The sequence below is a fragment of the Paenibacillus sp. FSL R5-0887 genome, from assembly GCF_038002305.1.
Taxonomy (GTDB): domain Bacteria; phylum Bacillota; class Bacilli; order Paenibacillales; family Paenibacillaceae; genus Paenibacillus_AQ; species Paenibacillus_AQ odorifer.
The window spans coordinates 3,523,525-3,548,617 of sequence record NZ_JBBOCE010000001.1 but is presented as its reverse complement, the minus strand read 5'-3'; the positions used below and the strand labels follow the sequence as shown (position 1 = coordinate 3,548,617).

Here is a 25,093-nt window from a genome sequence, read left to right as displayed (position 1 = left end):
CTCAGCCACAGGGAGGGAGCAACATGGAGCAGCTTATAGGCGGCACCGAACTGGAACGATACGCTCGCCAATTGAAGCTGCTTGGAGAGGGCGGGCAGAAAGCGCTAAAAGAAGCTACAGTGATGATTGCTGGAATTGGAGGGCTTGGAGGCACTGCCGCACTTTATTTAGCTGCTGCCGGAATCGGCAAGCTGATCTTGGCGCATGAAGGAAACATTGTGCCTCCAGATTTAAATCGACAGATATTGATGGACAGTGATCATTTGGGTATGGAAAGGATGAGCACAGCCATTCAGCAGCTAAAACGTCTGAATCCAAATGTTGAAATGGAAGGATTTAATTCGAAGATAGAATATAATATAGCAAAACCTTGGGTAGAACAAGCCGATATAGTGATTGATGCACGGTATGATTTTCCGGAAAGATATGCGTTGAACCGCCTATGTGTAGAAACCGGCACGCCAATGGTAGAGGCGGCGATGTATGGATTTGAGATTTCACTAACAACGGTTATACCTGGTGAAACCCCTTGCTTAGAGTGTCTTTATCCGGATGTGAATCCAGAATGGGAACCGTTTGGCTTTCCAGTATTGGGAGCAACCTCCGGAATTGCGGGTTGTCTGGCTGCGTTGGAAGCCGTAAAATGGGTTACAAGGGTAGGGACGACTTATGCGGGCGTAATGCATCGCTTCAATTCACTCGACTTCGCCTGTTACAGCGTCCATATTACCCGTAATCCGAATTGCACTTGCTGCGGAGAGGAAGGTAAACCGTGAAAAGTCTCAGGCTATGTGACACGACACTTAGGGATGGTGAACAGGCGGCTGGAGTTTCATTCACGAGGGAAGAAAAGCTGGAAATCGCAAGGTTGCTGTCGGAATGCGGAGTGGAGCAAGCAGAGGTAGGAATTCCTGCCATGGGCAAGCAAGAGCAAGAAGATATTGCGGCCATCGCTGATTTAGGTCTACCTATGAAGATGATGACTTGGAATCGGGCTTTGGAAAGTGATATCGACAAAGCTTGGGCGACGGGTGTGAACTGGAGTCATGTATCGATCCCTGTCTCGGAAATTCAATTACAAGGTAAGCTAGGTTTAACACCTGCCAAAGGTCTGACAAGATTACTGCATGCGACGGAATATGGTCAACGGCTAGGAATGACTGTGTCGGTGGGGATGGAGGACTCTTCAAGGGCAAGTATGGAGTACCTGGTTAAACTGGTAAATACATTATATAAAGAAGGCATTCGTTGGTTCCGTTATGCAGATACGGTATCTGCTCATCATCCGGGTCAAATGGCAGAGCGGGTAAGCACATTACTTAGTGCTGTTCCTGTAGATGTAGAGCTTGAGGTACACTGCCACAATGATTTTGGTCTTGCGGCTGCAAACACACTTAGCGGTATTGCCGCGGGTGCGGTCTGGGCAAGCACTACGGTAGCAGGGATTGGTGAACGTACCGGGAATGCAGCAATGGAAGAAGTAGTGATGGCTTGGCGTTATCTTTATGGCGGAGAGAGCAGCGCACGCCCGGAGTGTTTGAAGGGGCTGGCGGATAGGGTGATCACAGCCTCGGGCCGAAGTGTCGGCGATGCCAAACCAATCGTCGGATCACTCGCCTTCACACATGAATCTGGGATACATGTTGACGGTTTGTTGAAAGAAACAGCCACCTACCAGACCTTTGATCCCACAGAGGTGGGGAGAGCACATCATTTTGTGTTAGGTAAACATTCCGGAAGTGGTGGAATCATGCATGTTCTGAACGCACATGGTTTAGAGGTTAGTGCTGGAACCGCGGGACGTTTGCTTGAACGGGTGAGAGACTATGCCGAAGTTAATAAAGTGAATGTGCCAGAGCTCCTCTTGGTTGAATGGCTGAGGGAGGATTGGCAACGACCGTAAGAGATATTAGTAAGAATGAATAAAGGCTGACAAGACGGGTACGAAACCTGTCTTGTCAGCCTTTTAATGTTGTTAGGATTAAGTTTATTGTGTTAGCCCTTAACCGCTCCAGCGGTAATTCCCTTGGTCATCTGTTCTGTGAAGAGCAGGTAGATCAGGATGGTTGGGATAGCGATGATCGTCATAACCGCGAACTGTGCACCATAGTTGGATGAATACTCACCAGTGAATTTCATAATGGAGAAGGGAATCGTCTTAAGATCTTCCGAGGTGAGGAAGGTATTCGCCATAATGAATTCATTCCAAGTGCTGATGAAGTTGAGCACACAGATGGTTGCCAGCGCCGGTTTGGTGATGGGCAGGATGATACGGAAGATTAACCCGTAAATGCCACTGCCATCAATAACGGCGGACTCTTCAATGGCCCGTGGGATGGTCTCCAGGAACCCGGTCATAATCAGGACACTCATGGGGATGACAATGGCTGAGTAAGGCAAAATCAATGTGTACATATTGTTCAGCATCCCAAGCTTGTTAAACAGAATGAAGTTTGGCAGCAATGTGGCGTGAATCGGGATGATCATGCCTAACATGATTAGAGACAGGACAATGCCACTTAGCTTCCATTTCATCCGGGTAAACGCATATCCCATCATCAGGGACACCAGCGCAGAGAGCATAACAGTTATCACTGTAATGATAAGACTGTTGGCGAAATAACGTGGCACACGCCCGTAGGTAAAAGCGTTTCGATAGTTCTCCCACTGGGGTGGAGAGGGCCATTTCAGAAATGAGCTTCCAAAGAACTCACCGCTCTTGAGCAGGGAATAGTCGATCAACCAAATAAGCGGAAATAACTGAATCAACGCGATGATACATAGGAACACCATCATTAGGATTTTGCCCGTTGTAGGCTTTCTGCGTTCTTGTTTGTGAAGGTTTAGCTTAGGGGGTGAAGCGGCAGGCGATAAGGAATTATTCATAGGATTTCCTCCGGTTACAGGGTTTCTTTAAAATTCTCCGATATCTTTCTTTAAAATCTTGTTGAGGATAACGGTTAGGATCAGGCAGAACACAATAAACAGAATCGAAATGGCATTACCATAGCCGTATAGCGATGATGAGAAGGCGGTTTTGTACAGATAGTTCCCTAGGAACTGTGTGCTATTTGCAGGGCCACCGTTGGTCATTAAGAATACGGTTTCCATTTGCTTAAGACAGGTGGTGACGGCAATGATGATGGCAACCCGCATCATCGGCGAAAGCAGCGGAATGATGATACGCGTGTAGAGGGTAAAGTTGTTGGCGCCATCGATTCTTGCGGCTTCGCTTAAATCTTCCGGAATGCCTTGCAGACCTGAATAATACAGCAGCAGTGCATACCCAAAGCCTTGCCACATAACAACAATGATGATGCACCAGATGGCCGTCTTTGGATCACCGAGCCAATCATGCGTAAGTGCATCCAATCCAACTCCGCTTAGCAGCTTGTTAAGCAGTCCGTAGTTCGGATGGAAAATTCCGGTCCACAGCTTGGCTGTAACGACGACGGAAATTACAGCGGGGATAAAAAAGATCGTCCGGAATATTTTTTCGTATTTGCCGGAATTGGTTAGGAATATCCCCATGAGAATGGCAAAGGGATGTTGTAAAAATACAGTGGCGGCGGTCAGGAGCAGGGCGTTGACCAGCGATCTCCAGAACACTTTGTCATGAAATAGAATTTCGCGGTAGTTATCAAAGCCGATGAAATTGTATTTGCCGATCCCGCCCCAATCCGTAGAACCGTAATAAGCGCTCATGAAGATAGGGATGCAGATCATAAAAGCAAATAGGAACAGTCCAGGTGCGATGAGTAAGAAAATCGCTTTTTTGTCGCTTAACACTCTGTGCATGGAAATCTCCGTCCTTTTAAAGAGTAATCTATCTATTACCATCGTAACGGGAAGCCAGGCACCGGAACATGCCGTAAATTTCAGATCGGTGTATACATTTTTTCGAAAACAAAACCCCGGCCTCTGGGGGAAGCCGGGGTTTGCGCACTGCCATCTATAAGGTTACTTCAGGAGCGCTAAGGTTCATGTTTTTTGTAGTTCTCTGGTTTATTTACCAGCGAATTTATCGGATGCAGCATCCAGTGCTTTGGCGAATTCTTCAGGGGTAATCGCATCAGAAAGCAGGCTTTGATGCGCCTCCATTACCTTTTGCTTGAACTCATCGTCACCCACATCCTGCAGTGGAGTACCGCTGGAAGAGGTCATGGAGCTGAACACTTCAATCAATTCTTTTTGCAGCTGGGTTTCGTTACCCGTTAGGAATTGATCGAATTGCTGCGCAGGTGTACCCGCGCCAGCTTGCCATAGCATTTTAGACCAATGCTCTGGAGCGAAGAAATATTTCAAGAAATCAACAGCGGCTTCAGCATGTTTGGAGTTTTTGCTGACTGCATATCCACCACCATACCAAGCGGCATCATCGGTTGCTTTACCTTTAGCTGAAGCTGGGAATGCAAAAGCACCTACGTTATTGCGGAATTCTTCAGAGAAGTTCTCGTCTGTTGCCAGACCCGACTCCCAAGCGCCCATAAAGAACATGGCAGCTTGCCCTTGTCCGAACAAGTTGCGTGCAGCACCGTAATCGGCAGTCAGCCAGCCATCGGCAAAACCTTTAGCATCGGCGAATTGCTGCATTTCAGTTGCAGCTGCAACCAGACTAGGATCTGTAAAGGATATTTTACGTGCCACAGCTTCATCCATTGTATTGAAATCGCCAGTCTGACGTTGGGCTACAAATTCATACCAGATAGGCAGTGTCCAAGCGTCCATACCATTCATAGCGATCGGGTTAATTTTCTTGGCACGAAGTGTTTTGACGGCGGCAAGCAAATCATCTGTTGTTTTTGGCACCTCGATGCCGTTGTCAGCAAATATTTTTTTGTTATAGTACATCACCATGTAGTCGGCACCACGCGGCAAGCCGTAAAGCTTACCGTCTTTACTGAAGCCGTCCATGGATCCGGACACAAACTGATTACCTTCGAAGTCAGCACTGTTCAGTTCAAGCAGCAGATCGTTATCCAGCAGCGGACTCAGGAAGGAGGGCTGACCCCAGGCTTGAATGATATCGGGAAGCTGATTGCTGGAGGCATACACTTTGATTTTTGATTTGTAAGGCTCATCTTGAAGCGCTTCCACTTCAATCTTGACGTTAGGGTTCTCTTTCATGTAAGCATCGATAATGTCTTGCTCTACCTTACCTGAACCATTGGCCCGATCCGCGAGCGCGGTGAAGAACTTCAGTGTGATTTTTTCGACGGGTGTGTTTTCCCCTGCACTAGCTGTTGCTTCGGCAGTAGCTTCGGCCTTGTCATTTGTAGGTGCATTGGTAGCTTTCGCATTGTTATTTCCGCCACCGCAGCCTGCCAGCAGAGCTGGTAGCATTAGACTCATAAGTGCTAGCTTTATTCCTTTACCTTTCATCAAAAACCCACCTTTTTTATGAGATATATTTCCACGAGAACGGCTGTCATCAAACGAGGACGACAATGTCGTTTCATCTTGCATCCCCATCTTAAGAGTTTATGACCGATAGAAACATGGTCCATATTTAAGAACTATGTAGGCATTTTTCAGTGATTGTAAAAAGCTGGTTCAGGGTTTAATGATTTCAGTTATACTTGGTTTACACATTTATTGATTATACATGAAGGTGGTTCTCATGAATCGAAACATCCGCTTATTAAGCCGTTATCGCCATCTTCCGCTCCAGTTTAAGCTGTTATTATGGTTTGTGCCGCTGCTTCTCGTGACTATATTTGCTATGGGGTGGAACTCCTATCAGATCTCTTCGCAGCAGGTGGTGGAGAAAATGAAACAGTCACAGGATCACCTGACCCGGAAAACAGCAGAGCAGATTGATGAGATGGTGAGGGGAATGATTTCTTTTTCCAATACACTCTTTCTGGATGAAAGTGTGCAGCGGCTCTTAGTGTCGTCAGAAGCACAAAAAGAACGTAATTCCGTATTTAAAACGGTCACCAACCTGATGGTCGCTGGCAATTCGATTCAATCCCTGATTCTATACTCTTTGGAAGACCAGAATAACGGGGCGGAGCCTTTTGCTGCGAACCAAGCCGGATTGACGACTGGCATGAAGTTCTCTAACTTTGTCCAAACCTCGTACTACAAGGAAGCCGTTGAAGCCGCAGGCAGTCCAACCTTTGGATTGTCCAGACCCACGGATGGCATATTTGTTGGTGATCATTATCATAAGATTGTACTTTCCAGAATTATCAAGAATGTATATACTTTAAAACCGGCAGGGCTAGCGGTGATCGGGGTCGATGCTGGTAAGATTGGAAGCCAATATCTAGACAACTCTGAAGATGATGTAGATATGTTTGTGGTAGATCGAGACGGGCTCATCATTACGGCTTCTAACCGGAGCTGGATCGGCAAAAGAGATCTTGATCTTCCGTATTTTGCGGACAGCGATCCTAAGTTGAACCTAGAGCAGAGACTGGAGTCTACAGCGGATCACAAACAGTGGATTGTCTCGCATCTGCAGTCAGAAACGACGGGTTGGTATGTAGTGGTGGTGCATTCCAAACGGCAGCTTGTCAAAGAGCTGGGGCAGATTTCACAGGTCACGGTGACGATCGCTTTTCTGTGCTTAGCAGTTAGCTTAATGGTTACCTGGCTCGCCGCCGCCTCAATAACGAAACCGCTGAAAAAGCTTTCCCGCTCCATGCGCAGATTCCAGACAGGGGATTTCACGCAGCGCGTATTTTTTGAAGGAAATGATGAGATTGGTCTCTTGGGCCATGGTTATAATCTAATGGTTCAGCGGATCAAATCGCTCATCAATGATGTATATGCCTCCAAACTGAAGCAGCAGGAAGCAGAATTGAAAACGCTTCAGGCACAGATCAGGCCGCACTTTTTATATAACACGCTGAATACGATTTGTTGGGAAGCTGAGAAGAAGGGCGACAAAGAAATAGCGGATATGGTCTATTCGCTTTCTCAAGTATTCCGGCTGAGCTTAAATGATGGGCGGGATACGTTTACATTGGAACAGGAAGTAGAGCTTGTAAAGAATTATTTGTTCCTGCAAAAAAATCGGTTTAGAGAACGTTTTGAGTTCGAAATTACCTTGGATGAGAGTATCAAGGATTTTACAGTTCCTAAGCTGCTGCTCCAGCCACTGGCGGAAAATGCAGTGATTCATGGGATCGAGCCACTGGCTGGAAGCGGACTAATCTCGATTCGCGCCTTCCGCAAAGATAGGACTATTGTGCTCGAAGTTCAAGATAACGGGGTGGGAATCACGCCGGAAAGACTTCAGGAGCTACATCAGCGTTTAGCGAGAGGAAGCTCTATCTCGGAGGAAGAGGAGAATGCTGGACGTTCGGGGTTTGCACTCTCGAATGTACAGGAACGTTTAGCTTTGTTTTTTGCCGGAGCCTCATTGCAAGTAGAGAGTGTAGAAGGAGCAGGCACACGTATTATCATTCATATCACTGTGGAGGGTCCCTAAATGATGAAGCTGAAGCTGCTGATTGCTGAAGACGAAGACACCATCCGTGAGGGTATCGTCAATATGATTGACTGGAATTCGCATCAGATTGAGGTAATGGGCGAAGCGGGGAACGGAAGTGAAGCGCTGGCTCTGATGGAGTCTGAACAGCCGGATTTATTGTTAACGGATATCCGCATGCCGCAGATGAATGGTCTGGAGCTAATCGAAGCTGGACGGCGTCGCGGTTACGACTTTCGCTCGATTATTTTATCTGGCTATAATGAGTTCTCTTATGCGAAACAAGCGATTGCGCTGGGGGTTGTCGATTATGTGCTGAAGCCGTGCCGGCCGGAGGAAATTCTGAAGACGGTACTCAAGGCTAAGGAGCTAATTGAAAGGCAGCGTTGTCAGGAGAATGAGCAGCTAAAAAGAGATCGTTCCTGGCATAAAAATGCACCGCTTGTCAAAAGCCAAGTGCTGTCCCAATGGATTCATCATCCTCCGGTTCCGCTGGAGCGGCGGCAGGAGCTGATCGGTGAGTTAGCTATGGCTATTAGTCACGAAGGTCCGCAGATTGGGCTGGTCAGCTTTGATTTTGATCCTCCCTCTGCCGGTGGGTCAGGACAGGATTTTGTACTTTTACGTTACGCGGCCCTAAATATTATTAGTGAGACCTTGTCTCCTATCTATAAAGGAAAAATCGAGACCTTCCATGATGGCAATCTCCTGCTCTGGATCGGCAGTGGTTTAGCTGGAACGGATTCCCGCAAGTCTTACCGAACCCCCATCTATTTAAAAGAGCAGATTGGGATGCTGCAAAGCAATCTGGAGAAATACCTCAAGCTGTCAATCAGTATTGCTGTAGGCTCCTGTCGTGCGGATATTTCGGAAGCTCATCTGTCTTATAAAGAAGCGCTTCAGGCCATGGAATCCCGCTTTCTGAATGGGAAAGGCGGCGTTTATTTTTATACAGAAGGCTCAGGAGTTATTGGGGGTGGCGCACAGGAGATCGGGATTTTAGATGATCCTGAATTAAATGTGCTGGAGGATGAGATGCTTGTGGCAGTCGGTGCAGGAAGTAATGAGCTTGCCCTCGATCTGCTGGAGCAATGGCTGGAACGTTTTCGCGGAAACCCCGGATGCCTCAAGCAGGAGGTGAATATTCGGGCAACCGCTTTTGTCGTTCGTCTTAAGAGGCTTGCGCAGGAAAAACAAGTAGCTGGATTTGAATGGAAGCAGCATTTGGTCAATTGGATGGAGCAGGCACCACAGATCGAGACGCTGGAAGAATTATCTACGATCCTGAATAAGATCATGCAGAATGTGGTGGAGGCTTTTTCTAAACATCGCCCTCTGCATCGAACAGTAGTTACAGCGCTTGAGATCATCCGTAACAAATATAATACCAATCTATCTCTGGAGTATGTTGCGAAGGAAGCTTATGTATCTAATACTTATTTAAGTTCACTGTTCCGCCAGGAGCTGGGTGTGAATTTTCTCGATTACTTGCATCAATACCGGGTAGAAGAGGCAAAAAAGCTGCTCCGCCAAAACTTAAAAATGTACGCCGTTGCAAAGTTAGTGGGCTATGGGGAAGAACGCCACTTCAGTGCTACTTTTAAGAAATGGACCGGACTTACGCCCTCACAATATCAAAAGGGACTAGGGAAGTAGGAGTAAATTGTTATCTACTAGGCTTTGTGTGGTTAAACTCTACATATAGCTAAATAGGAGGTAACCGAGAAATGAACCCGAAATGGTGGAAAGAGAGTGTCGTGTACCAAATTTATCCGATTAGCTTCATGGATAGTAACGGAGATGGGATTGGAGACTTGCAAGGAATCATATCCAGACTGGATTATCTGCAGGATTTAGGTGTAGACGTGATTTGGGTCTGCCCAATTTATAAATCACCAAACCATGATAACGGTTATGATATCAGTGATTACTGTGACATTATGAAGGAATTTGGCACGATGGATGATTTTGACCATTTGCTGAGGGAGATGCACGCACGTGGGATGAAGCTGATGATGGATTTGGTTCTGAACCATACGTCACATGAGCACCCATGGTTTGTTGAATCCAGATCGTCGAAGGACAATCCGAAACGGGACTACTATATTTGGCGAAAAGGAAAAAATGGAGGTCCCCCGAATAACTGGGAGTCTTATTTCAGTGGCTCGGTGTGGGAGCATGATCCGCGGACGGATGAATATTACCTTCACCTTTACTCCAAATATCAGCCTGATCTGAACTGGGAGAATCCGGTGGTCATTGATAAGCTGCATGAGATGGTGGAATGGTGGCTGAAGAAGGGTGTGGACGGATTCCGCTTTGATGCCATTGCACATATCGTGAAGACGAAAGGTTACCCGGATGCGGATAATCCAGGTGGAACACCTACCGTAAGAGCTTATGGAATGTTCTCCAATCTGGCAGATGTGCATACCCTGCTACAGAATTTATATGATAAAGTGCTTTATTTCTACGATATTATGACGGTAGGAGAGACTTCAGGACTTGGACCGGAGCAGGCGCTTGATTATGTAGGTGATGGTCGCCGGGAGCTGAATATGACTTTTCAGTTTGAGCATATGTTTCTGGATGCCGCTTCGGCAGGTAGTGGAAAATGGGATGTCGTCCCATGGAGTCTACTGGAGCTGAAAAAGATTATGAGTAATTGGCAGACGGTTCTGCATGACAAAGGCTGGAATGCGAATTATCTCTGCAACCATGACCAGCCGCGCGCAGTGTCCCGGTTTGGGAACGACCTTTTTTACCGGATTCCTTCGGCTAAAATGCTGGCGACCTTCATTCACATGCTTGAAGGCACACCTTATATTTATCAAGGCGAAGAAATTGGTATGACGAATGTCTGTTTCGAATCCATTGATGAGTACCGGGATGTAGAGACGCTTAATTATTATGAAGAAAAGCGAAAAAACGGCGTTCCAGAAGAGCAGATTATGTCTGCCATTCATCATAAAAGCCGGGATAATGCCCGCACCCCGATGCAGTGGGACGATGGTCACGCAGGTGGTTTTACGACGGGGACTCCTTGGATTGAAGTAAATTCCAACTATATGGAGATCAACGCTGGCAATGCGATTAAAGATCCCGATTCCATTTACAACTACTATAAACAGCTGATTGCCCTGAGAAAAAAACACAAAGTCATCGTTTATGGAGCCTACGGGCTGCTGCTCGCAGAGCATACAGAGATATATGCGTATACTCGGACATTAGAAGATCAGCGGCTGCTGGTTATTCTGAATTTTTATGATGGAGAGCCTGTATTCGAATGGCCAGCGGAGTTCCAACCAGACAATATTGAGCTGTTAATTTCTAATTATTCCGTGGAAAAAGATGAGCAGATCCAACCGCTTAAACTTCGTCCTTATGAAGCACGAGTATATTTGCAGCAGCTTGTGTAAGGGAAGCTACAGGAATGAGTTGTCATGAAGGGGCTGAGCGCTCCACTGTGACAACTCTTCTTTGAGTTTGTGAGTAAAAGACTGTACAATGGCGATACATTAACATACATAGAGTGGAGTTACAGGAAGACGCCTGTGGGAGGAGAGACAACATGACTGAATGGTATGAAAAGAGCTTCGGAGAGGATTATCTGGTCGTATACAAACATCGAGACTTTGGTGGAGCTCGTAAAGAAGTTGAACGAATGATCTCGTGGCTGGGACTACCGCCAGGCTCCAAAGTGCTGGATTTATGTTGTGGGATGGGACGTCATTCACTGGCGCTTGCGGAAGCAGGGTACGAGGTAACTGGAGTAGATTTATCAGAGGTATTGCTGCGTGAGGCAAGATCTCAAAAAGGAGCGGAGCAGGTAACTTGGCTGCGTTCTGACATGCGGGACCTACCGTTAATAGGAGGTTTCGATGCTGTGGTTAATCTGTTCACTTCCTTTGGTTATTTTGAAGAGGATGAGGAGCAGGTAAAGGTTTTGCGTGAAATCTATCGGATGTTGAAGCCGGGTGGCAAGTTTGTTATTGATTATCTGAACCCTGCGTATGTGATTCGTCATCTGGTGCCGCATTCTACCCGCGAGGATGGAAAGAATCTGATTGATGAGTCGCGGCGGATCGAGGATGGGTATGTGAAGAAGGACATCATTTTAACCTCTAAAAATGATTCTACATCTCGTCAATATCATGAACGTGTGAAGCTGTATTCCTTGGAGAAATTCAGCGGAATGATCGAGGAAGCGGGTTTACAGCTCGAAGCTGTGCATGGCAGCTATGAAGATGAGGTTTATAATGCAGAAAGCTCCACGCGGATGATTTTTAGTGGAATTCGATCGTAATGGTATCAGGAAAAAGATTCAAAGGCGGTGATCGCACCATGTCTAAGGCGGATATCACTTCATGGGACGAGAACATTCTTCAGGTCTCGGTACCCATGGACTCGCCGCTTCGTCAAGTGAACAGCTATATTCTTCCCGATGAGGATGGCAGAATTACTATTATCGATCCGGGTCCGCGTAGCCCGGAGACAGAAAAATGCTGGCAGGCGATCCTGCAGGAGCTGGGATTGTCGTGGAAGGACGTGCGGGATATCGTCGTAACGCATCATCATCCCGATCATTATGGATTGGCGGGATGGTTGCAGTCGCAGACCGGATGTAAAGTATGGATGACTGAACGTGCTCATGCCGAAGCGATGTTGATGTGGGGCGGTAACACGGATATCAATGAAGTTTTGCCGTTATATTTCATCAGACACGGAATGTCGGAGGAATGGTCGAGTGGAATTAAAGCGCATTTGGAGAGCTTTGACGCTCAAGTAGAGCCACAGCCGGTTGTAACTTATCTGAATGAGGTACAGCCTTTCGGGATGGGTGGCCGTGAATGGCAATTGATTGTAACTGGCGGACATGCACCGGGACATGTGAGTTTCTATCATGCGGGCAGCGGGCAAATGATCTGCGGCGATGCTGTGCTGCCGCAGATTTCGCCCAATGTCAGCCTGCTTCCAGGCAGCGATCCACAGCCGCTGCAGACGTTTCTTCAGGGGCTGCGGGAGCTGGGGAGCTACCCGGTCAGCATGGCGTTCCCGGGTCATCGGGAACCGTTCACGGGCTTCGCGCATCGGGTCAGCAGCCTGCTCGCTCATCATGAGGAGCGGCTGGATACCACGGCAGCCTTGCTCGCAAACGGCCCGCTGAGCGGCTTCGCCGTCTGCGAAATTCTTTTTCGCAGCCGGGTAACCACCGTTCACCAGATGCGCTTTGCGATGAGTGAGACACTGGCGCATCTAGCGGAGTTGATGCGCCGGGAGCGGGCAGTGATGATAGAGGCGGACGGTGCTATATTGTTTGCAGCATCTGAAAGTGCTGGAGACCATGTTAGTTAGAGTTTCTAGCGCGATCGATGAGTGATGAAATGAATGATGAAATGAATGATGAATGATGAATGATGAATGATGAATGATGAATGATGAAATGAATTGAGATATGAAGGTTATGATCGAGTAGAGGTACAGAGCAGTCTTGTGTTATTGGGACTGCTCTTTTTTGGGTTTTGGTTTTAGTGACTAAGTAGAGAGTATATTTCGGTGCTATTTATATGAATATTGAGCTCCTTAGTCCGACCACATACCAAACTAACCTTTGATTACATACTCATGCGTCACGCTGATCATTTAGACTTCGATTTGATTACTTTACTCATGCGTCATGCTGATCATTTAGATTAACATTTGATTACTTTACTCATACGTCATGCTGATCATTTAGATTAACATTTGATTACTTTACTCATACGTCATGCTGATCATTAGGACACAGATTTGATTACTTAACGCATGCGTCTTGCTGATCATTCGGACTAACATTTGATTACTTTGCTTATGCGTTATGCAGGTCATTCGGACTAATATTTGATTACTTTACTCATGCGTCACACAGATCATTCGGACTCAGATGCAGCTATTCGTGGATTTTGAGACTTTTGAGGTGAGTATCGGACCGGAGAGGCGTTATTGCTAGTGCAGAGGGTTGTTATTGGTCATTTTTGAGTGAATAGCGACTATGGAGTCCGAAAGTGTCCAAATCAATGGGGATATGTGAGTATAGTGTCACCTGAGTCCGATCGCATTACCAAACTAACATTTGATTACTTTTCTCATGCGTCATGCTGATCATTCGGGCTCAGATTTGATTACTTACTCATGTGTCACACAGATCATTCAGACTCAGATTTGATTACTTAACTCATGCGTCACACAGATCATTCGGACTCAGATTTGATTACTTAACTCATGCGTCACACAGATCATTCGGACTCAGACGCCGCTATTCGTGGATTTTGAGACTTTTGAGGTTAGTATCGGACCGGAGAGGCGTTATTGCTAGAGTGATGGGTTGTTATTGGTCATTTTTGAGTGAATAGCGACTCTGGAGTCCGAAAGTGACTAAATCAAGGGTGATTTATGGAAATAGGGTCACCTGAGTCCGATCGCATTACCAAACTAACATTTGATTACTTTACTCATGCGTCATGCTGATCATTCGGGCTCAGATTTGATTACTTACTCATGCGTTACACAGATCATTCGGACTCAGACGCCGCTATTCGTGGGTTTTGGGACTTTTGAGGTGAGTATCGGACCGGAGAGGCGTTATTGCTAGTGCAGAGGGTAGTTATTGGTCATTTTTGAGTGAATAGCGACTCTGGAGTCCGAAAGTCACTAAATCAAGGGTGTTTTATGGAAATAGGGTCACCTGAGTCCGATCGCATTACCAACTACCATTTGATTACTTTACTCATGCATCATGCTGATCATTTGGACTCAGATGCAGCTATTCGTGGGTAAAAACACATCTTGCCGAGTAGCTAAGTGTTGGTATTGACTAATTGGGGAATTTCTCCCTGTTTTTTGAGGTTTGTTGGAGTGTAGAGCGAATATTGGGGAATTTCTCCCTAATAATCTACGAATGTAGCTATAAATTAAGGTTTTCGTAGAGTTATTAGGGGAGAATTCCCTAATAACTTAGGTTTTGAACGATTTTCGGTATTTTTAGGGAGTTTTTCCCTAAAACGGTCCCAACCCAACCTTAAAAAAAGCGATTGTCTCATAACCCGCAAGGGTTACGAAACAATCGCTTTTTAATTCTCAGAGTGTACCCAAAACACCGGTTACTCCGGTTGTTTTTCATGTTCTGCAAGTTTCCTTGCAGCTTCTTCGCGATCCTCAGGTGAATGCGGAAGTTCGAGGTCTATCTCACGCTCAGCTTGCTTACGGTGTGCGATTCGGCTACTAGCTGCAGCGGCTACCGCGCCGACGATATCGTCGAGGAAGGTGTGGATCTGCCCGGTGTTTTTGTCGTTCAACCGTTCAAGAACGCCTGGCTTAAGCTTGTCCACATAACCATAGTTGGTGAAGCCAATGCTGCCATATACATTTACGATGGAGAAAGCCAGAATCTCATCCACTCCGTATAATCCCTCATCATTTTCGATCATATCCTGAAGCGGCGGAAACAACTTCCCCTCCTCCGCGAGCATGTCCAATTGAATGCCCGTAAGTACCGCATTTTGCACTTCTCGTTTGCTGAGTACCATCTCAACGTTATGGACACATTCTTCCATCGTTAAGTTTGGATAATATTTTTTTTGCAGAAACATAACGAGCTCTGCGATTTCCTGCAGGTTCACTCCACGCTTATTCAACCACATTTTGGTCGCATCTGCGACTGCCTTGCTGTTCAGACTGTAAGGTATTTTTGCGATTGGTTCATCAGCCATGATTAGTCACCTCGTAAGTTAAGTCTTTGCATTACAACGTTCGTTAGCATGATGTTAAGCGCTGGTGTTATCTCAGATTGTACGTTTAGAAAAAGTATTTGTCCAGAAAACGGAGTCTATATGAATTAAAATCTAGATCCAACCTAACCTGAAAATAAAGCGCACAGGCTTTTCCAACAATTTAGGATAAGCAGTTGTTATTTTTTGGACAAAGGTCTCGTATACATAGCAGTACAAATGCTATCTAACCTTGAAAGGGGTAATAAATGATGAAAACAATGCAACAAATCCGCGGGATTTCCGCAGTCTGCCTACTCGCAGTTCCACTGGCACTGTCCGGTTGCGGCTTGTTCGGTTCGGAATCAGCATCGATTGATGCTCCGCCACCTGAGGTTGAAGCGCAGATGTTACAGACAGAGGGAAATAATACTTTGGATTCAGGTGTATTTGGTCCAGTGGCTCAGGATGATGCACAAGCAGTTGTGAAGGACAGCACCAAAACCGCTAAAGCAACGGATAAAGCAACGGCTTCCGGTGACCGGACGACCGTATATTTGGAAGATGGAAATGGCTTACTCGCTCCAGTGTCGCTAAATCTGCCAAAAAGCAAAGATTCCAGCACGCTCAAGAACTCTTTAATGGCATTAGTGAATAAGGGAGAATATGCGTCCTCATTGCCAGAAGGCTTCCAAGGCATTCTACCAGCTGGAACTGAGGTGCAAAGCATTACGGTAGACAAGTCGAATTTGGCAGTTGTTGAGTTCACTTCGGAATTTAACAACTATGATGCTGCGGATGAACGCAAAATCCTTGAAGCGATCACTTGGACACTTACCGGTCAAGATGACATTAAAGGTGTACAGTTCTGGGTAGATGGTAAAAAGCTTACGGAAATGCCGCTTCAAGGTACTCCGCTGGATCGCCCGCTGTCCCGTACAATGGGCATTAACCTGCCTAAACAAGGTCCATCTTTGATGAACTCTAGTGCGGTTACTGTTTATTTTTCCACAACATCTCCTGACGGTATCCAATATTATGTTCCGGTTACGCGCTTTGTACCCGCAGGGCAAGAGCAGCTGACTGCTGCTATCAATGAGCTGATTGCGGGACCTGAATCCGGAGACGGTCTGGAAATGGTTATGACACAGGGCACATCACTTGATTCGGTTGAAGCCGGACAAAACGGTGTTGTTACTGTATCCTTGACTGACGATATGTTCGCAGATGGGAAGGAAGTTCCTGCCGAATTACTGGAATCGGTTGTTCTGACTGTTGCGCAAAATACGGAAGATGCTCTGGTTCAAATTCGTTTGAACGGCAAACAATCGATTACTGACACTGACAATGTGGATTATAGCAAACCTGTTTCTGCACCTGAATTTTTGAACGAGCTCCCGTTATAGAATGACCTTCTAAGGTTTAAAAGATGCTTTTGTGCCTCCTCTTTGGTAGAATAAAAGTTGCTCAAAAAGACGTAACGTCCCGAACGGTGAACTGCCGCAATGAACAACAGGGAAACGGGACTCACACTAAACTATTAGCTATACGATGTAGGAGGCAGAAAAGATGAGATCAAACGGGCGAACTGACGACCAATTACGGCCGCTGACAATAACGACCCAAACGAATAAATATGCTGAGGGCTCCGTGATCATTGAGATGGGAGACACCAAAGTTATTTGTACGGCTACTGTAGAGGAAAAAGTGCCTCCGTTTCTTAAAGGACAAGGAAAAGGCTGGGTAACTGCCGAATATTCGATGCTTCCTCGGGCCACCCAGTCCCGTAATCAACGTGAAGCTGCACGCGGTAAACTTACCGGACGTACAATGGAGATCCAGCGGCTGATCGGCCGTGCGCTTCGCTCCGTGGTGAATTTACAAGCGTTAGGTGAACGCAGTATTACGCTGGATTGTGATGTGATTCAGGCGGATGGGGGAACTCGGACGGCTTCGATAACAGGCGCTTTTGTTGCCATGGCATTTGCTATTAATAAAATTGCACTACAGCACAAGCTGGCTGTTTTTCCTATAACAGACTTTTTGGGAGCAATTAGTGTAGGTGTTGTAGGGGATAAAACATTGCTCGATCTGAATTATGAAGAGGATTCCAAAGCCAAAGTGGATATGAATGTAGTCATGACCGGCGGCGGTGCTTTTGTTGAGGTACAAGGGACTGGCGAAGAAAGACCATTCTCGCGTCAAGAGCTGGACCTATTATTAGGTCTAGGTGAGAAGGGAATTTATGAACTGATTGCGGCGCAAAAAGAAGCGCTCGGAGCGATTGCTCTGAAAATCCCTTCCGGCCAACCGGGCCAAGAGGTGTAACATGAATTCCACGGGCAATATTCTCATTGTCGCAACGAAGAATAAGGGGAAGGTGCGCGAGTTCGAGCACGCTTTTGCCCCGCTGGGCCTGACAGTTAAGAGTATGTATGACTATCCGCATCTGCCCGATGTGGTGGAAGACGGGGCTACTTTTGCAGAAAACGCATTTAAAAAATCCAAAGCCGTAGGTGATGCACTTGGAATTCCGGTACTCGCTGATGATTCGGGTCTTTGTGTAGATGCTTTGGATGGCAGACCGGGTGTGTACTCTGCACGTTTTGCCGGTGAAGACGCTACGGATGGGGAAAATAACCTAAAGCTGCTAAGCGAGCTAGAGAGATTGAAACAGGGGGAAGACACAGATCAGCCTTTGCTGAGCACGGCTAGGTTCGTCTGTACTTTATCGCTGTACGATCCAGTTTCCAAGCAGGAGCTAACCGCAGAAGGTGCGGTCGAAGGTTGGATTACTTCAGAACCATCAGGTGCTGGCGGTTTCGGTTACGACCCGCTATTTTATCTGTCTGAACATGAAAAAACTATGGCCGAGCTTACGCTGGAAGAGAAGCAGCAGATTAGCCATCGAGGAACTGCACTGCGACTGCTGACGGCAAAGCTGGAGAAAAAACTGGCAGCCGAAGGCGGCCTATCGCAGGAATAGATTTTTATATAAAAGTGGGGGTGTCCAAAAGCCGCAAAATGGCTGCTGGGCACCCCCGTTTTTTATTCCTTCCCCTTAAACAAAGCATCAAACTTCGTTCGATTCTAGCACATTCAACCGTATGAAGCGGCTACCCGGACACAGCTGACCTTAAACGCAGCTTTATCCGATATTTGAGATTCGAACGGACCCCAAAGTCGCTATGGGCACGAAAAACACCCCGAAAGAAGCATTTTATAGGGAATAGCAGCACTGGAGTCCGATACACAGCTCCAAAGGCTTGAAATTTGTAAATAACGTCAACTGGGTCCGTAACGTAAGCCCCAAAGGATGAGAATGCCTCTGCACTAATAATGGGATGTTCTCCTTGTTGGAATCAAGGAAAGTACCGGATTATATCAGCTTCCAAAGAGCAGGGGTGGAAGCTGGCTCCCACCCCTGAAGTGAAGTGTGAGGCTGCAAGCAGGAATACGTTTTTCCACTGTAGGCGACGACATCACCTACTTTATAAGCAACTCCTGTTACCCAGCTAGACCCTCCCGAAGTAGGAGTAGCAGTCGGTAATGGAGTTTGCGTCGGTGTTACGGTTGCGGTGGGCGTCGGTGCCACCGTAGGCGCTGGAGTAACGGTTGCAGTAGGCGTCGGTGCCACCGTAGGTGTCGAAGTCGGTGTTACTGTTGGAGCTACAGTTGCCGTTGGTGTTGACGTTGCTGTTCCACACACGCTGATGTATTTCCAGACACCGTCCGGTCCGCTAAGATCGGGACGGTCTCCCTGTGTCCACCACTTGGCTTCATAGAGTGAGCCGCTGTAGGAAACGCGTTGTCCGCCAGTATATGCGGTTGCCGCATTCCAGGTCGCTGCCGAACATTGTCCCGGCGTAGGAGTAGGTGTTGGCGCTACAGTTGGCGTTGGCGTCACGGTTGCCGTCGGAGTCGGTGTTGTTGTAGGTGTTGCCGTTGGTGTTGCTGTTGGTGTAGTCGTCGGAGTCGGTGTCGGTGATGCAGACGGTGTTGGTGTTGGCGTAGGTGTAATGCCTCCGTACAGTTTATCGTATTCCTGTTGGGACGAGTTTCCGTTCAGGGTGATTCGCTGTGGACCGCCTGAAAAGTTCAGCTTCATCATACCCGGAATTTCAAGTGAAGCTCCATTCGCAATAGTTTGAGTAGCTGTACCTGTAATACGGTAGCGGTTGAAATCCCAGGCCGTGGAGATTTGCTCAACGCTACCGGCTCCCCATGCCGAGGTTAGGGTTGTAGTTGTTGGCAGGTCGAACTCCAGCTTCCAGCCACCGGAAATATCTGTGCCGGTATTGTTCGTTATTTTTAATGAATAGGTATAGTTCGGATGATCATAGGCGCCGCTGAAGCTGAGGTTGAAGTTTTTAGGTTCAGGCAACTGCGGCTTAGGAGCTCCGCCCGGCGGCGAGGCTGTCTTCAGCTGATCATAGGCAAAATCGGTCAGAGAATTGCCATACGTATAAGTGCCATCGCTCTGCTCAGAGTAATCGCCCGTTAGTTCCCAGAACATCATACCTCCCAAGCCTTTTTGCTTGATGTAATCCAGCTTGTAGCCAAGAGATTCCTTATCTTCATACGTAAGAAAAACCTTCTTGTCTGCGTTGAACAAGTACGGTGTTTTGGTAACAGGATCGAAGTAACGTTTATTCGCTGGATCTTTGAGCAGATTTAGCACATGCCAGATCGGATTTGCACCAGCAGGCTGCTCTGGTGCGGGATCATTCCAGATCCCGTATTGGCCATCTGCTCCCCCACCGGTTGTCGGAGCTGTGCCGTAAAGGCCGGTATTGTTGATGCCTCCATTCACATTTTTCCAGCCTCGTGAATAATAAGGAACTCCGATCACGATTTTTTCCGGAGGAAGCGTTCCAAGATAGTATCGGACCGCCCAGTCGGTATTCAGAACCGGAGTACCCAGCGCAGCAGTTTCAGTATCGCGGGAATCCGGGTACAGTGCAGAATGCGGCCCAACATATCCATTCCAAGCCCCATGGAAATCATAGGTCATAAGGTTCGCCCAGTCTAAATACTGATTGGCTTCCCCAAGCTTCATGCCCCCAAGAATCCAGGAAGAGGCGGTGGCCGCAATAGTCAGGTCATATTTCTGATTGTCTTGTGCACCTGCCAGATCGAGCTTTTCGCGGAGTTTTTTCATAAGAAGAACGTAGTTGTTGTAATTAACTGTACGCAGCGGTTCTGCCACGGCAAAATCGTTAGGATTACCGGACTGCCCAGTGCCAGAAGGGTACTCCCAATCGATGTCTACTCCGTTGAACTGATAGGTACGCAGAAAATCCACAACACTATTGGCAAAAGCTTCTCGCCCGGCTTCTGAATTCGCCATGTTGAAGAACCCTCCGGAACCCGACCAGCCGCCAACAGAAATCAGGGTGCGGACATCAGGATAGAGCTGTTTGTACTTAACCAGTTGGTTAAAATGCCCCTTAAAAGGCAGGGTGGTCAGCTGACCGGGATAGTCTTTTTCGATTGCAGCTGTACGGTCCATGAGATCAATCTTGTTCGTTTGAGGATTTACCTTGGCGAAGGCGTAGTTAATATGGGTAATTTTATCCCACGGAATCTTGTCTACGGTGTAAAATCCTTTGTTCTCCTGATCGCCCCACTCTGGGAAGTAAGCAACGATTTTGCGAGGATGATCAGCTGCTGGAGCGGGAGCGGAAGGTGTTGTTTCCGCGGCATGGGCCACTGGTAAGGATGCACCTGTCCCGGTGTAAAGTGGAACCAGAACGATTAGGCTCATTAGCGCAGCAAGGTAACTTATGGATATTTTGCGCTTAGCACGTGCTTTTGCAATCATATTTAATATACCTCCAAAGGGGGATAATGTTATTTCAGGAACGATGCTTCCTGCAAGTCTTTAATTGAGCTTCCATAGCGCAGGTGTGGTGGCTGGCTCCCAGCCCTGAAGTGAAGTGTGGGGCTGCAAGCAGGTATATGTTTTTCCGTTATAAGCGACGACATCACCTGTTTTGTACGCAACGCCTGTTCCCCAGCTAGACCCTTCCGAAGTAGGCGTAGCGGTAGGTAAAGGAGTTTGTGTAGGTGCAACGGTTGCAGTTGGCGTTGGCGCTAAAGTAGGCGTAGGTGCAACGGTTGCGGTAGGCGTTGGTGCTACCGTAGGTGTTAAAGTTGGGGCCACAGTTGCAGTTGGTGTTGGTGTCGCTGTTCCGCATACGCTGATGAATTTCCAGACCCCATCAGTTCCGCTAAGATCAGGACGATCCCCTTGCGTCCACCACTTGGCTTCATAGACTGAGCCATTGTAGGAGACACGCTGTCCGCCAGTGTATACGGTTGTTGCACCCCAGGTCGCTGCCGAACATTGTCCCGGTGTAGGCGTTGGGGTTGGCGTCACGGTTGCAGTTGGCGTTGGTGTTGGTGTTGCAGTTGGAGTTGCAGTAGGTGTCACGGTTGCAGTTGGTGTAGGTGTTGGTGATGTGGATGGTGTCGGTGTCGGCTGCACCACTCCGCCACCAAGATCGGCGTTTAGTTTATTGGTTAGTGTTTTGTTCCGGTCACCACTTGTTTCCCAGAACATAGCACCTGCAAGACCTTTGGACTTCAGGTAGCTGATCTTGTGGCCAAAGGATTCTACGTCGTCATAACTGATAAAGGTTTGATTTGTTGGATTATAGAGATAAGGCACTTTGGATGTATCATTCCAATAGCGGGTATAACCGTTTTTGTTGATATAATTGGCTTCGAGATCATAGAAATCATAGCTGCCTTTTTCCCATGTACCCGTTGGTGAGATGCCAGCGGACACCTGATATTGGCCGTTTCCTGAAGCAGGAGCTCCGCCCCAACCACGACCGTAAAAAGCCATGCCAAGTACAAGCTTGTTCGCAGGTACACCATTCGCAAGATAGGAGGTTACCGCTTTATCGATGTTAAAATTTTGCGGTTCGGTTAAGCCCGAAGCGGAAGCTGCGGGATCATAGTACAACGGAGCATTATGTCCGGTGGTGGTGTTCCAGCTCCCATTAAAGTCATAGGTCATAATATTGATCCAGTCGACAACGGAAGCAATGCCGGCCAGATTATTATTGTTGATGTACGTTGGGCCTGCCCCGGAAGCAATGGTCAGCAGATAGGTTTTTCCATCCGCCGCGCCGGCTGTATTCAGCTTTTCGCGAACTTTTTGCAGCAGCAGTACATAGTTTTCTTTATCTTCAGGACGGTAGCTATTGCCTGCGAGTCCACCACTTACTGGATATTCCCAGTCGAGATCCACGCCGTCCATCTTGTATTTTCGAATAAAATCAACCGCGGAATTGGCAAAAACCTCACGGGTCGCAGCTGTCGCAGCTACATCCGAGAAACGGTTCGACCAGGTCCAGCCCCCAACGGAGATTAGGGTCTTCAGGTTCGGGTTCTTTTCCTTCAGCTTCCATAGCTGCTTCAGGTTACCTTTGATGGGATCATCCCATTTGTCATCCCCGAAGCTTTTTCCAGTGTCAATCCACGGGTCACCAAGAACAATCGTACCGTTCGGAACGCTGATGGCTTGGCCTTGCTCATTCTGGCAAGACCAGGTCACCGGATTAGGGCCGGTGGGGTCGGGATTGCCATGGATTCCATTCCAACAAATATCCGCAAAAGCGTAGTTAATGACATTCATTTTGGTAGGATCGATATCAGTTACATTGTAAGAACGCCCGTAAGCGGCCCATGAAGCGTAATAACCAACCAGTTTGTAATCCTGTGCGGCGTTGGCTATTTTGGGACTGCCGCCCAGGGTGGAAAAGAGTGTCAGAACAAGCGCGGCGATCATCGCAATTGCAAAGGTTTTGCGTGAAGCTTTTTTCGTGAAGATCATTGAATTTCTACCTCCTAGATTCAAAGTGTAGTTCGAAATTCTTTTCGGCAAGATGTCCTGACCTTCACCTCCCGTCGGTTGTAGTGCACCATCACCCTTGGCGTTTCTATCATTCTATTGAAGATCAATTCGTAGATTCAGCAGCAAAAAGCAGCGGTCCAAATCAAGCCTTACCCAATCAGTAAGCGCTTTCTTTTATGCTTTTTGTGTGCTGCTGTTTCATGGATTTTTAAAGATGTAACATGCTGTGTATGGTTTGAATGAATAGAGGAGGATGTTTGGAAGTTGGATAATTAGGATGAATTAGATATAAATGGGTGATGGTAACTCTTATTCTCAAGCATAGCTTGCAATTGCGCTAGGGATAAAATCAGGTGATATAGGGGGACAATTTTCTAATTTATAGTGACTCTTCAAAAAGTGAACCCTTTTGGATTTGTATACTCGCCTTTTATCAAGAAACTCATGAAGAAACACATAACCACCGATGTAATGAATATAAATCATATACATGCCTGAAATATTTTTTTATGGAACTATGCAACGCATCGATGTTTCTTTTCGTTATAGTAGTATCATACGGAAGGTGGTGGGCTCACCGATGGTTGTGTGGGTGTTTTGGCTGATCGCAGCCGGTGTCCTGTTTGTTGTTGAGATGATGACGCTTACTTTTTATTTATTGTGGCTTAGTATTGGTGCTTTGGCCGCAGGTTTGGTGTCGCTGATTGTTCCCGAAGCCATTTTGTTTCAGGTGGTCCTTGGATCACTGGTCGCACTTGGTCTGACTATATTCTCGAAACCACTGGTTTCTAGATTTCGCCATTCACGTGGGTTCAAGGATACAGGTACAGAAATCATCGGTAGGCAAGGAGTAGTTGTTGAGCCGATAGAGCAGGGACGTTACGGGCAAGTGAAGGTAGGCGGAGATACGTGGAGCGCGAGCTCTGATCAGAATCTGGGCAAGGATGAGGTTGTAAGAGTAGTGAAAAGAGGCACGACGATTATCGAAGTAGAACGATGGGGGGAAATGAACTAATGCAATGGGCAATTATCGCAATTATTATTGTAGTGGTCGTAGTTTTTGTGGCATTAACAGTCAAAATCGTACCACAGCAACGGGTAGGCGTAGTGGAAAGGCTCGGTAAATTTAATCGTCTGCTGACACCGGGGTTGAACATTCTGATTCCTGTAATTGATCAGGTGCGCACGTACCATGATTTACGGATTCAACAAGCGAATGTACCTCCGCAAACGGTAATTACAAAGGATAACGTGCAGGTGCAGATTGATACGATTATTTTCTACCAGGTGGTTGGACCAGAGGAAGCTACTTATGGTATTTCTGATTATGTGTATGGGGTAAGAAACATTTCGACGGCAACAATGCGGCAAATCATCGGTAAGCTGGAATTGGATGAGACCTTGTCTGGACGGGAAAAGATTTCGACGGATATCCGTCTTGCTCTCGATGAAGCTACTGAGAAGTGGGGCGTGCGGATCGAGCGTGTGGAAGTTATCGATATCAAACCGCCGTTGGATATTCAGGAAGCGATGGATAAGCAGATGAAAGCAGAGCGGAGCAAACGTGCCATTGTTTTGGAGGCGGAAGCTGCCAAGCAGGATATGATCCTACGCGCTGAAGGGGATAAACAGAGCAAGATTCTAAAAGCAGAAGGCGATAAAGAAGCGCGTATCCGTCAAGCAGAGGGTTCACGCCAGGCGCAAGAGCTGGAAGCACACGGTGAGGCTAAAGCGATTCAAGCCGTGGCAGAAGCAGAAAAATCACGCATTGAGCTGATTCGTTCGGCAGGTCTGGATGAGCATGTTCTGGCTTATCGTTCCTTCGAGGCTCTGGCTGAGATTGCCAAAGGTCCTGCTAATAAAGTGTTCTTGCCAACAAGCGCTGTTGAAACGCTGGGAAGTCTTGGAGCGATTGCGGAAGTCTTCAAAGCGAGCAAGGATAGTAAATAGATTTTACAATTCGAGCTTATTCCGTTAAAGTAAAAAGCAAAAACAACCTTATGCATACGAAGCTATTGTTGTTCATGCTAACTTTGAAGG

General features: G+C 47.1%; 18 protein-coding genes. 12 read left to right on the top strand and 6 right to left on the bottom strand.

Annotated features, from left to right (window positions below):
- Positions 1-23: 23 nt before the first annotated feature.
- Both MKY14_RS15775 and MKY14_RS15770 read left to right on the top strand, forming a co-directional pair.
- Entirely contained in the window at positions 24-776 is a 753-nt protein-coding gene (locus MKY14_RS15775; protein ID WP_340976818.1) for a HesA/MoeB/ThiF family protein, read from the top strand.
- Entirely contained in the window at positions 773-1,903 is a 1,131-nt protein-coding gene (locus MKY14_RS15770) for a homocitrate synthase/isopropylmalate synthase family protein (RefSeq protein ID WP_340976816.1), read from the top strand. Before MKY14_RS15775 ends, MKY14_RS15770 begins: the two co-directional genes overlap by 4 nt.
- Before the next feature lie 92 nt (positions 1,904-1,995).
- Here the strand turns inward: MKY14_RS15770 and MKY14_RS15765 are convergent, their stop codons facing one another.
- The 3 genes from MKY14_RS15765 to MKY14_RS15755 all read right to left on the bottom strand — a co-directional run bounded on the left by MKY14_RS15765 (position 1,996) and on the right by MKY14_RS15755 (position 5,382).
- Positions 1,996-2,886: a carbohydrate ABC transporter permease gene (locus MKY14_RS15765; RefSeq protein WP_036679567.1), complete on the bottom strand. Its 891-nt coding sequence runs from the start codon at positions 2,884-2,886 to the stop codon at positions 1,996-1,998.
- A 27-nt stretch (positions 2,887-2,913) separates the two neighbouring features.
- Positions 2,914-3,798, bottom strand: coding sequence for a carbohydrate ABC transporter permease (locus tag MKY14_RS15760; protein WP_036679565.1), 885 nt, complete (start codon positions 3,796-3,798; stop codon positions 2,914-2,916).
- Between the two features lie 207 nt (positions 3,799-4,005).
- Positions 4,006-5,382, bottom strand: coding sequence for an ABC transporter substrate-binding protein (locus MKY14_RS15755; RefSeq protein ID WP_248549547.1), 1,377 nt, complete (start codon positions 5,380-5,382; stop codon positions 4,006-4,008).
- Positions 5,383-5,620: 238 nt separating this feature from the next.
- Here MKY14_RS15755 and MKY14_RS15750 point away from each other — a divergent pair, with 238 nt between their 5' ends.
- The 5 genes from MKY14_RS15750 to MKY14_RS15730 all read left to right on the top strand — a co-directional run bounded on the left by MKY14_RS15750 (position 5,621) and on the right by MKY14_RS15730 (position 12,796).
- Entirely contained in the window at positions 5,621-7,441 is a 1,821-nt protein-coding gene (locus MKY14_RS15750) for a sensor histidine kinase (protein WP_076186346.1), read from the top strand.
- On the top strand, positions 7,442-9,097 hold the full coding sequence (locus MKY14_RS15745; protein ID WP_038573084.1) for a response regulator: 1,656 nt from the start codon (positions 7,442-7,444) through the stop codon (positions 9,095-9,097). It abuts the gene before it with no gap.
- A 71-nt stretch (positions 9,098-9,168) separates the two neighbouring features.
- On the top strand, positions 9,169-10,860 hold the full coding sequence (locus tag MKY14_RS15740) for a glycoside hydrolase family 13 protein (protein ID WP_076129196.1): 1,692 nt from the start codon (positions 9,169-9,171) through the stop codon (positions 10,858-10,860).
- A 152-nt stretch (positions 10,861-11,012) separates the two neighbouring features.
- A complete protein-coding gene (locus MKY14_RS15735) occupies positions 11,013-11,747 on the top strand; it encodes a class I SAM-dependent methyltransferase (protein ID WP_076279956.1) in 735 nt (244 codons plus the stop codon).
- A 38-nt stretch (positions 11,748-11,785) separates the two neighbouring features.
- Positions 11,786-12,796: an MBL fold metallo-hydrolase gene (locus MKY14_RS15730; protein ID WP_340976814.1), complete on the top strand. Its 1,011-nt coding sequence runs from the start codon at positions 11,786-11,788 to the stop codon at positions 12,794-12,796.
- 1,784 nt (positions 12,797-14,580) lie between these two features.
- Here the strand turns inward: MKY14_RS15730 and MKY14_RS15725 are convergent.
- Positions 14,581-15,189 carry a phosphatidylglycerophosphatase A family protein gene (locus MKY14_RS15725; RefSeq protein ID WP_076129198.1) on the bottom strand — a complete coding sequence of 203 codons (609 nt, stop codon included), beginning with the start codon at positions 15,187-15,189 and terminating at the stop codon, positions 14,581-14,583.
- A 269-nt stretch (positions 15,190-15,458) separates the two neighbouring features.
- On the opposite strand from MKY14_RS15725, the gene MKY14_RS15720 reads away from it, so the two are divergent.
- From MKY14_RS15720 to MKY14_RS15710, 3 genes are all read left to right on the top strand, one after another.
- Positions 15,459-16,592, top strand: a complete 1,134-nt coding sequence (locus tag MKY14_RS15720) for a GerMN domain-containing protein (protein ID WP_175620010.1) — start codon at positions 15,459-15,461, stop codon at positions 16,590-16,592.
- 163 nt (positions 16,593-16,755) lie between these two features.
- Positions 16,756-17,514: a ribonuclease PH gene (rph, locus tag MKY14_RS15715; RefSeq protein ID WP_036686952.1), complete on the top strand. Its 759-nt coding sequence runs from the start codon at positions 16,756-16,758 to the stop codon at positions 17,512-17,514.
- A gap of 1 nt (position 17,515) precedes the next feature.
- Positions 17,516-18,172, top strand: coding sequence for an XTP/dITP diphosphatase (locus MKY14_RS15710; RefSeq protein WP_076129200.1), 657 nt, complete (start codon positions 17,516-17,518; stop codon positions 18,170-18,172).
- 393 nt (positions 18,173-18,565) lie between these two features.
- On the opposite strand, the gene MKY14_RS15705 is transcribed toward MKY14_RS15710, so the two are convergent.
- Entirely contained in the window at positions 18,566-21,010 is a 2,445-nt protein-coding gene (locus MKY14_RS15705; protein ID WP_340976813.1) for a glycosyl hydrolase family 18 protein, read from the bottom strand.
- A 60-nt stretch (positions 21,011-21,070) separates the two neighbouring features.
- Entirely contained in the window at positions 21,071-23,032 is a 1,962-nt protein-coding gene (locus MKY14_RS15700) for a glycosyl hydrolase family 18 protein (RefSeq protein ID WP_340976812.1), read from the bottom strand.
- Between the two features lie 601 nt (positions 23,033-23,633).
- Here MKY14_RS15700 and MKY14_RS15695 point away from each other — a divergent pair.
- Together MKY14_RS15695 and MKY14_RS15690 are read left to right on the top strand one after the other, a co-directional pair.
- Positions 23,634-24,068: an NfeD family protein gene (locus tag MKY14_RS15695; RefSeq protein ID WP_076129202.1), complete on the top strand. Its 435-nt coding sequence runs from the start codon at positions 23,634-23,636 to the stop codon at positions 24,066-24,068.
- The gene (locus MKY14_RS15690) at positions 24,068-25,003 is read left to right on the top strand and encodes an SPFH domain-containing protein (protein ID WP_076129203.1); all 936 of its coding nucleotides are present in this window, start codon (positions 24,068-24,070) and stop codon (positions 25,001-25,003) included. Before MKY14_RS15695 ends, MKY14_RS15690 begins: the two co-directional genes overlap by 1 nt.
- The last annotated feature ends 90 nt before the right edge of the window (positions 25,004-25,093 follow it).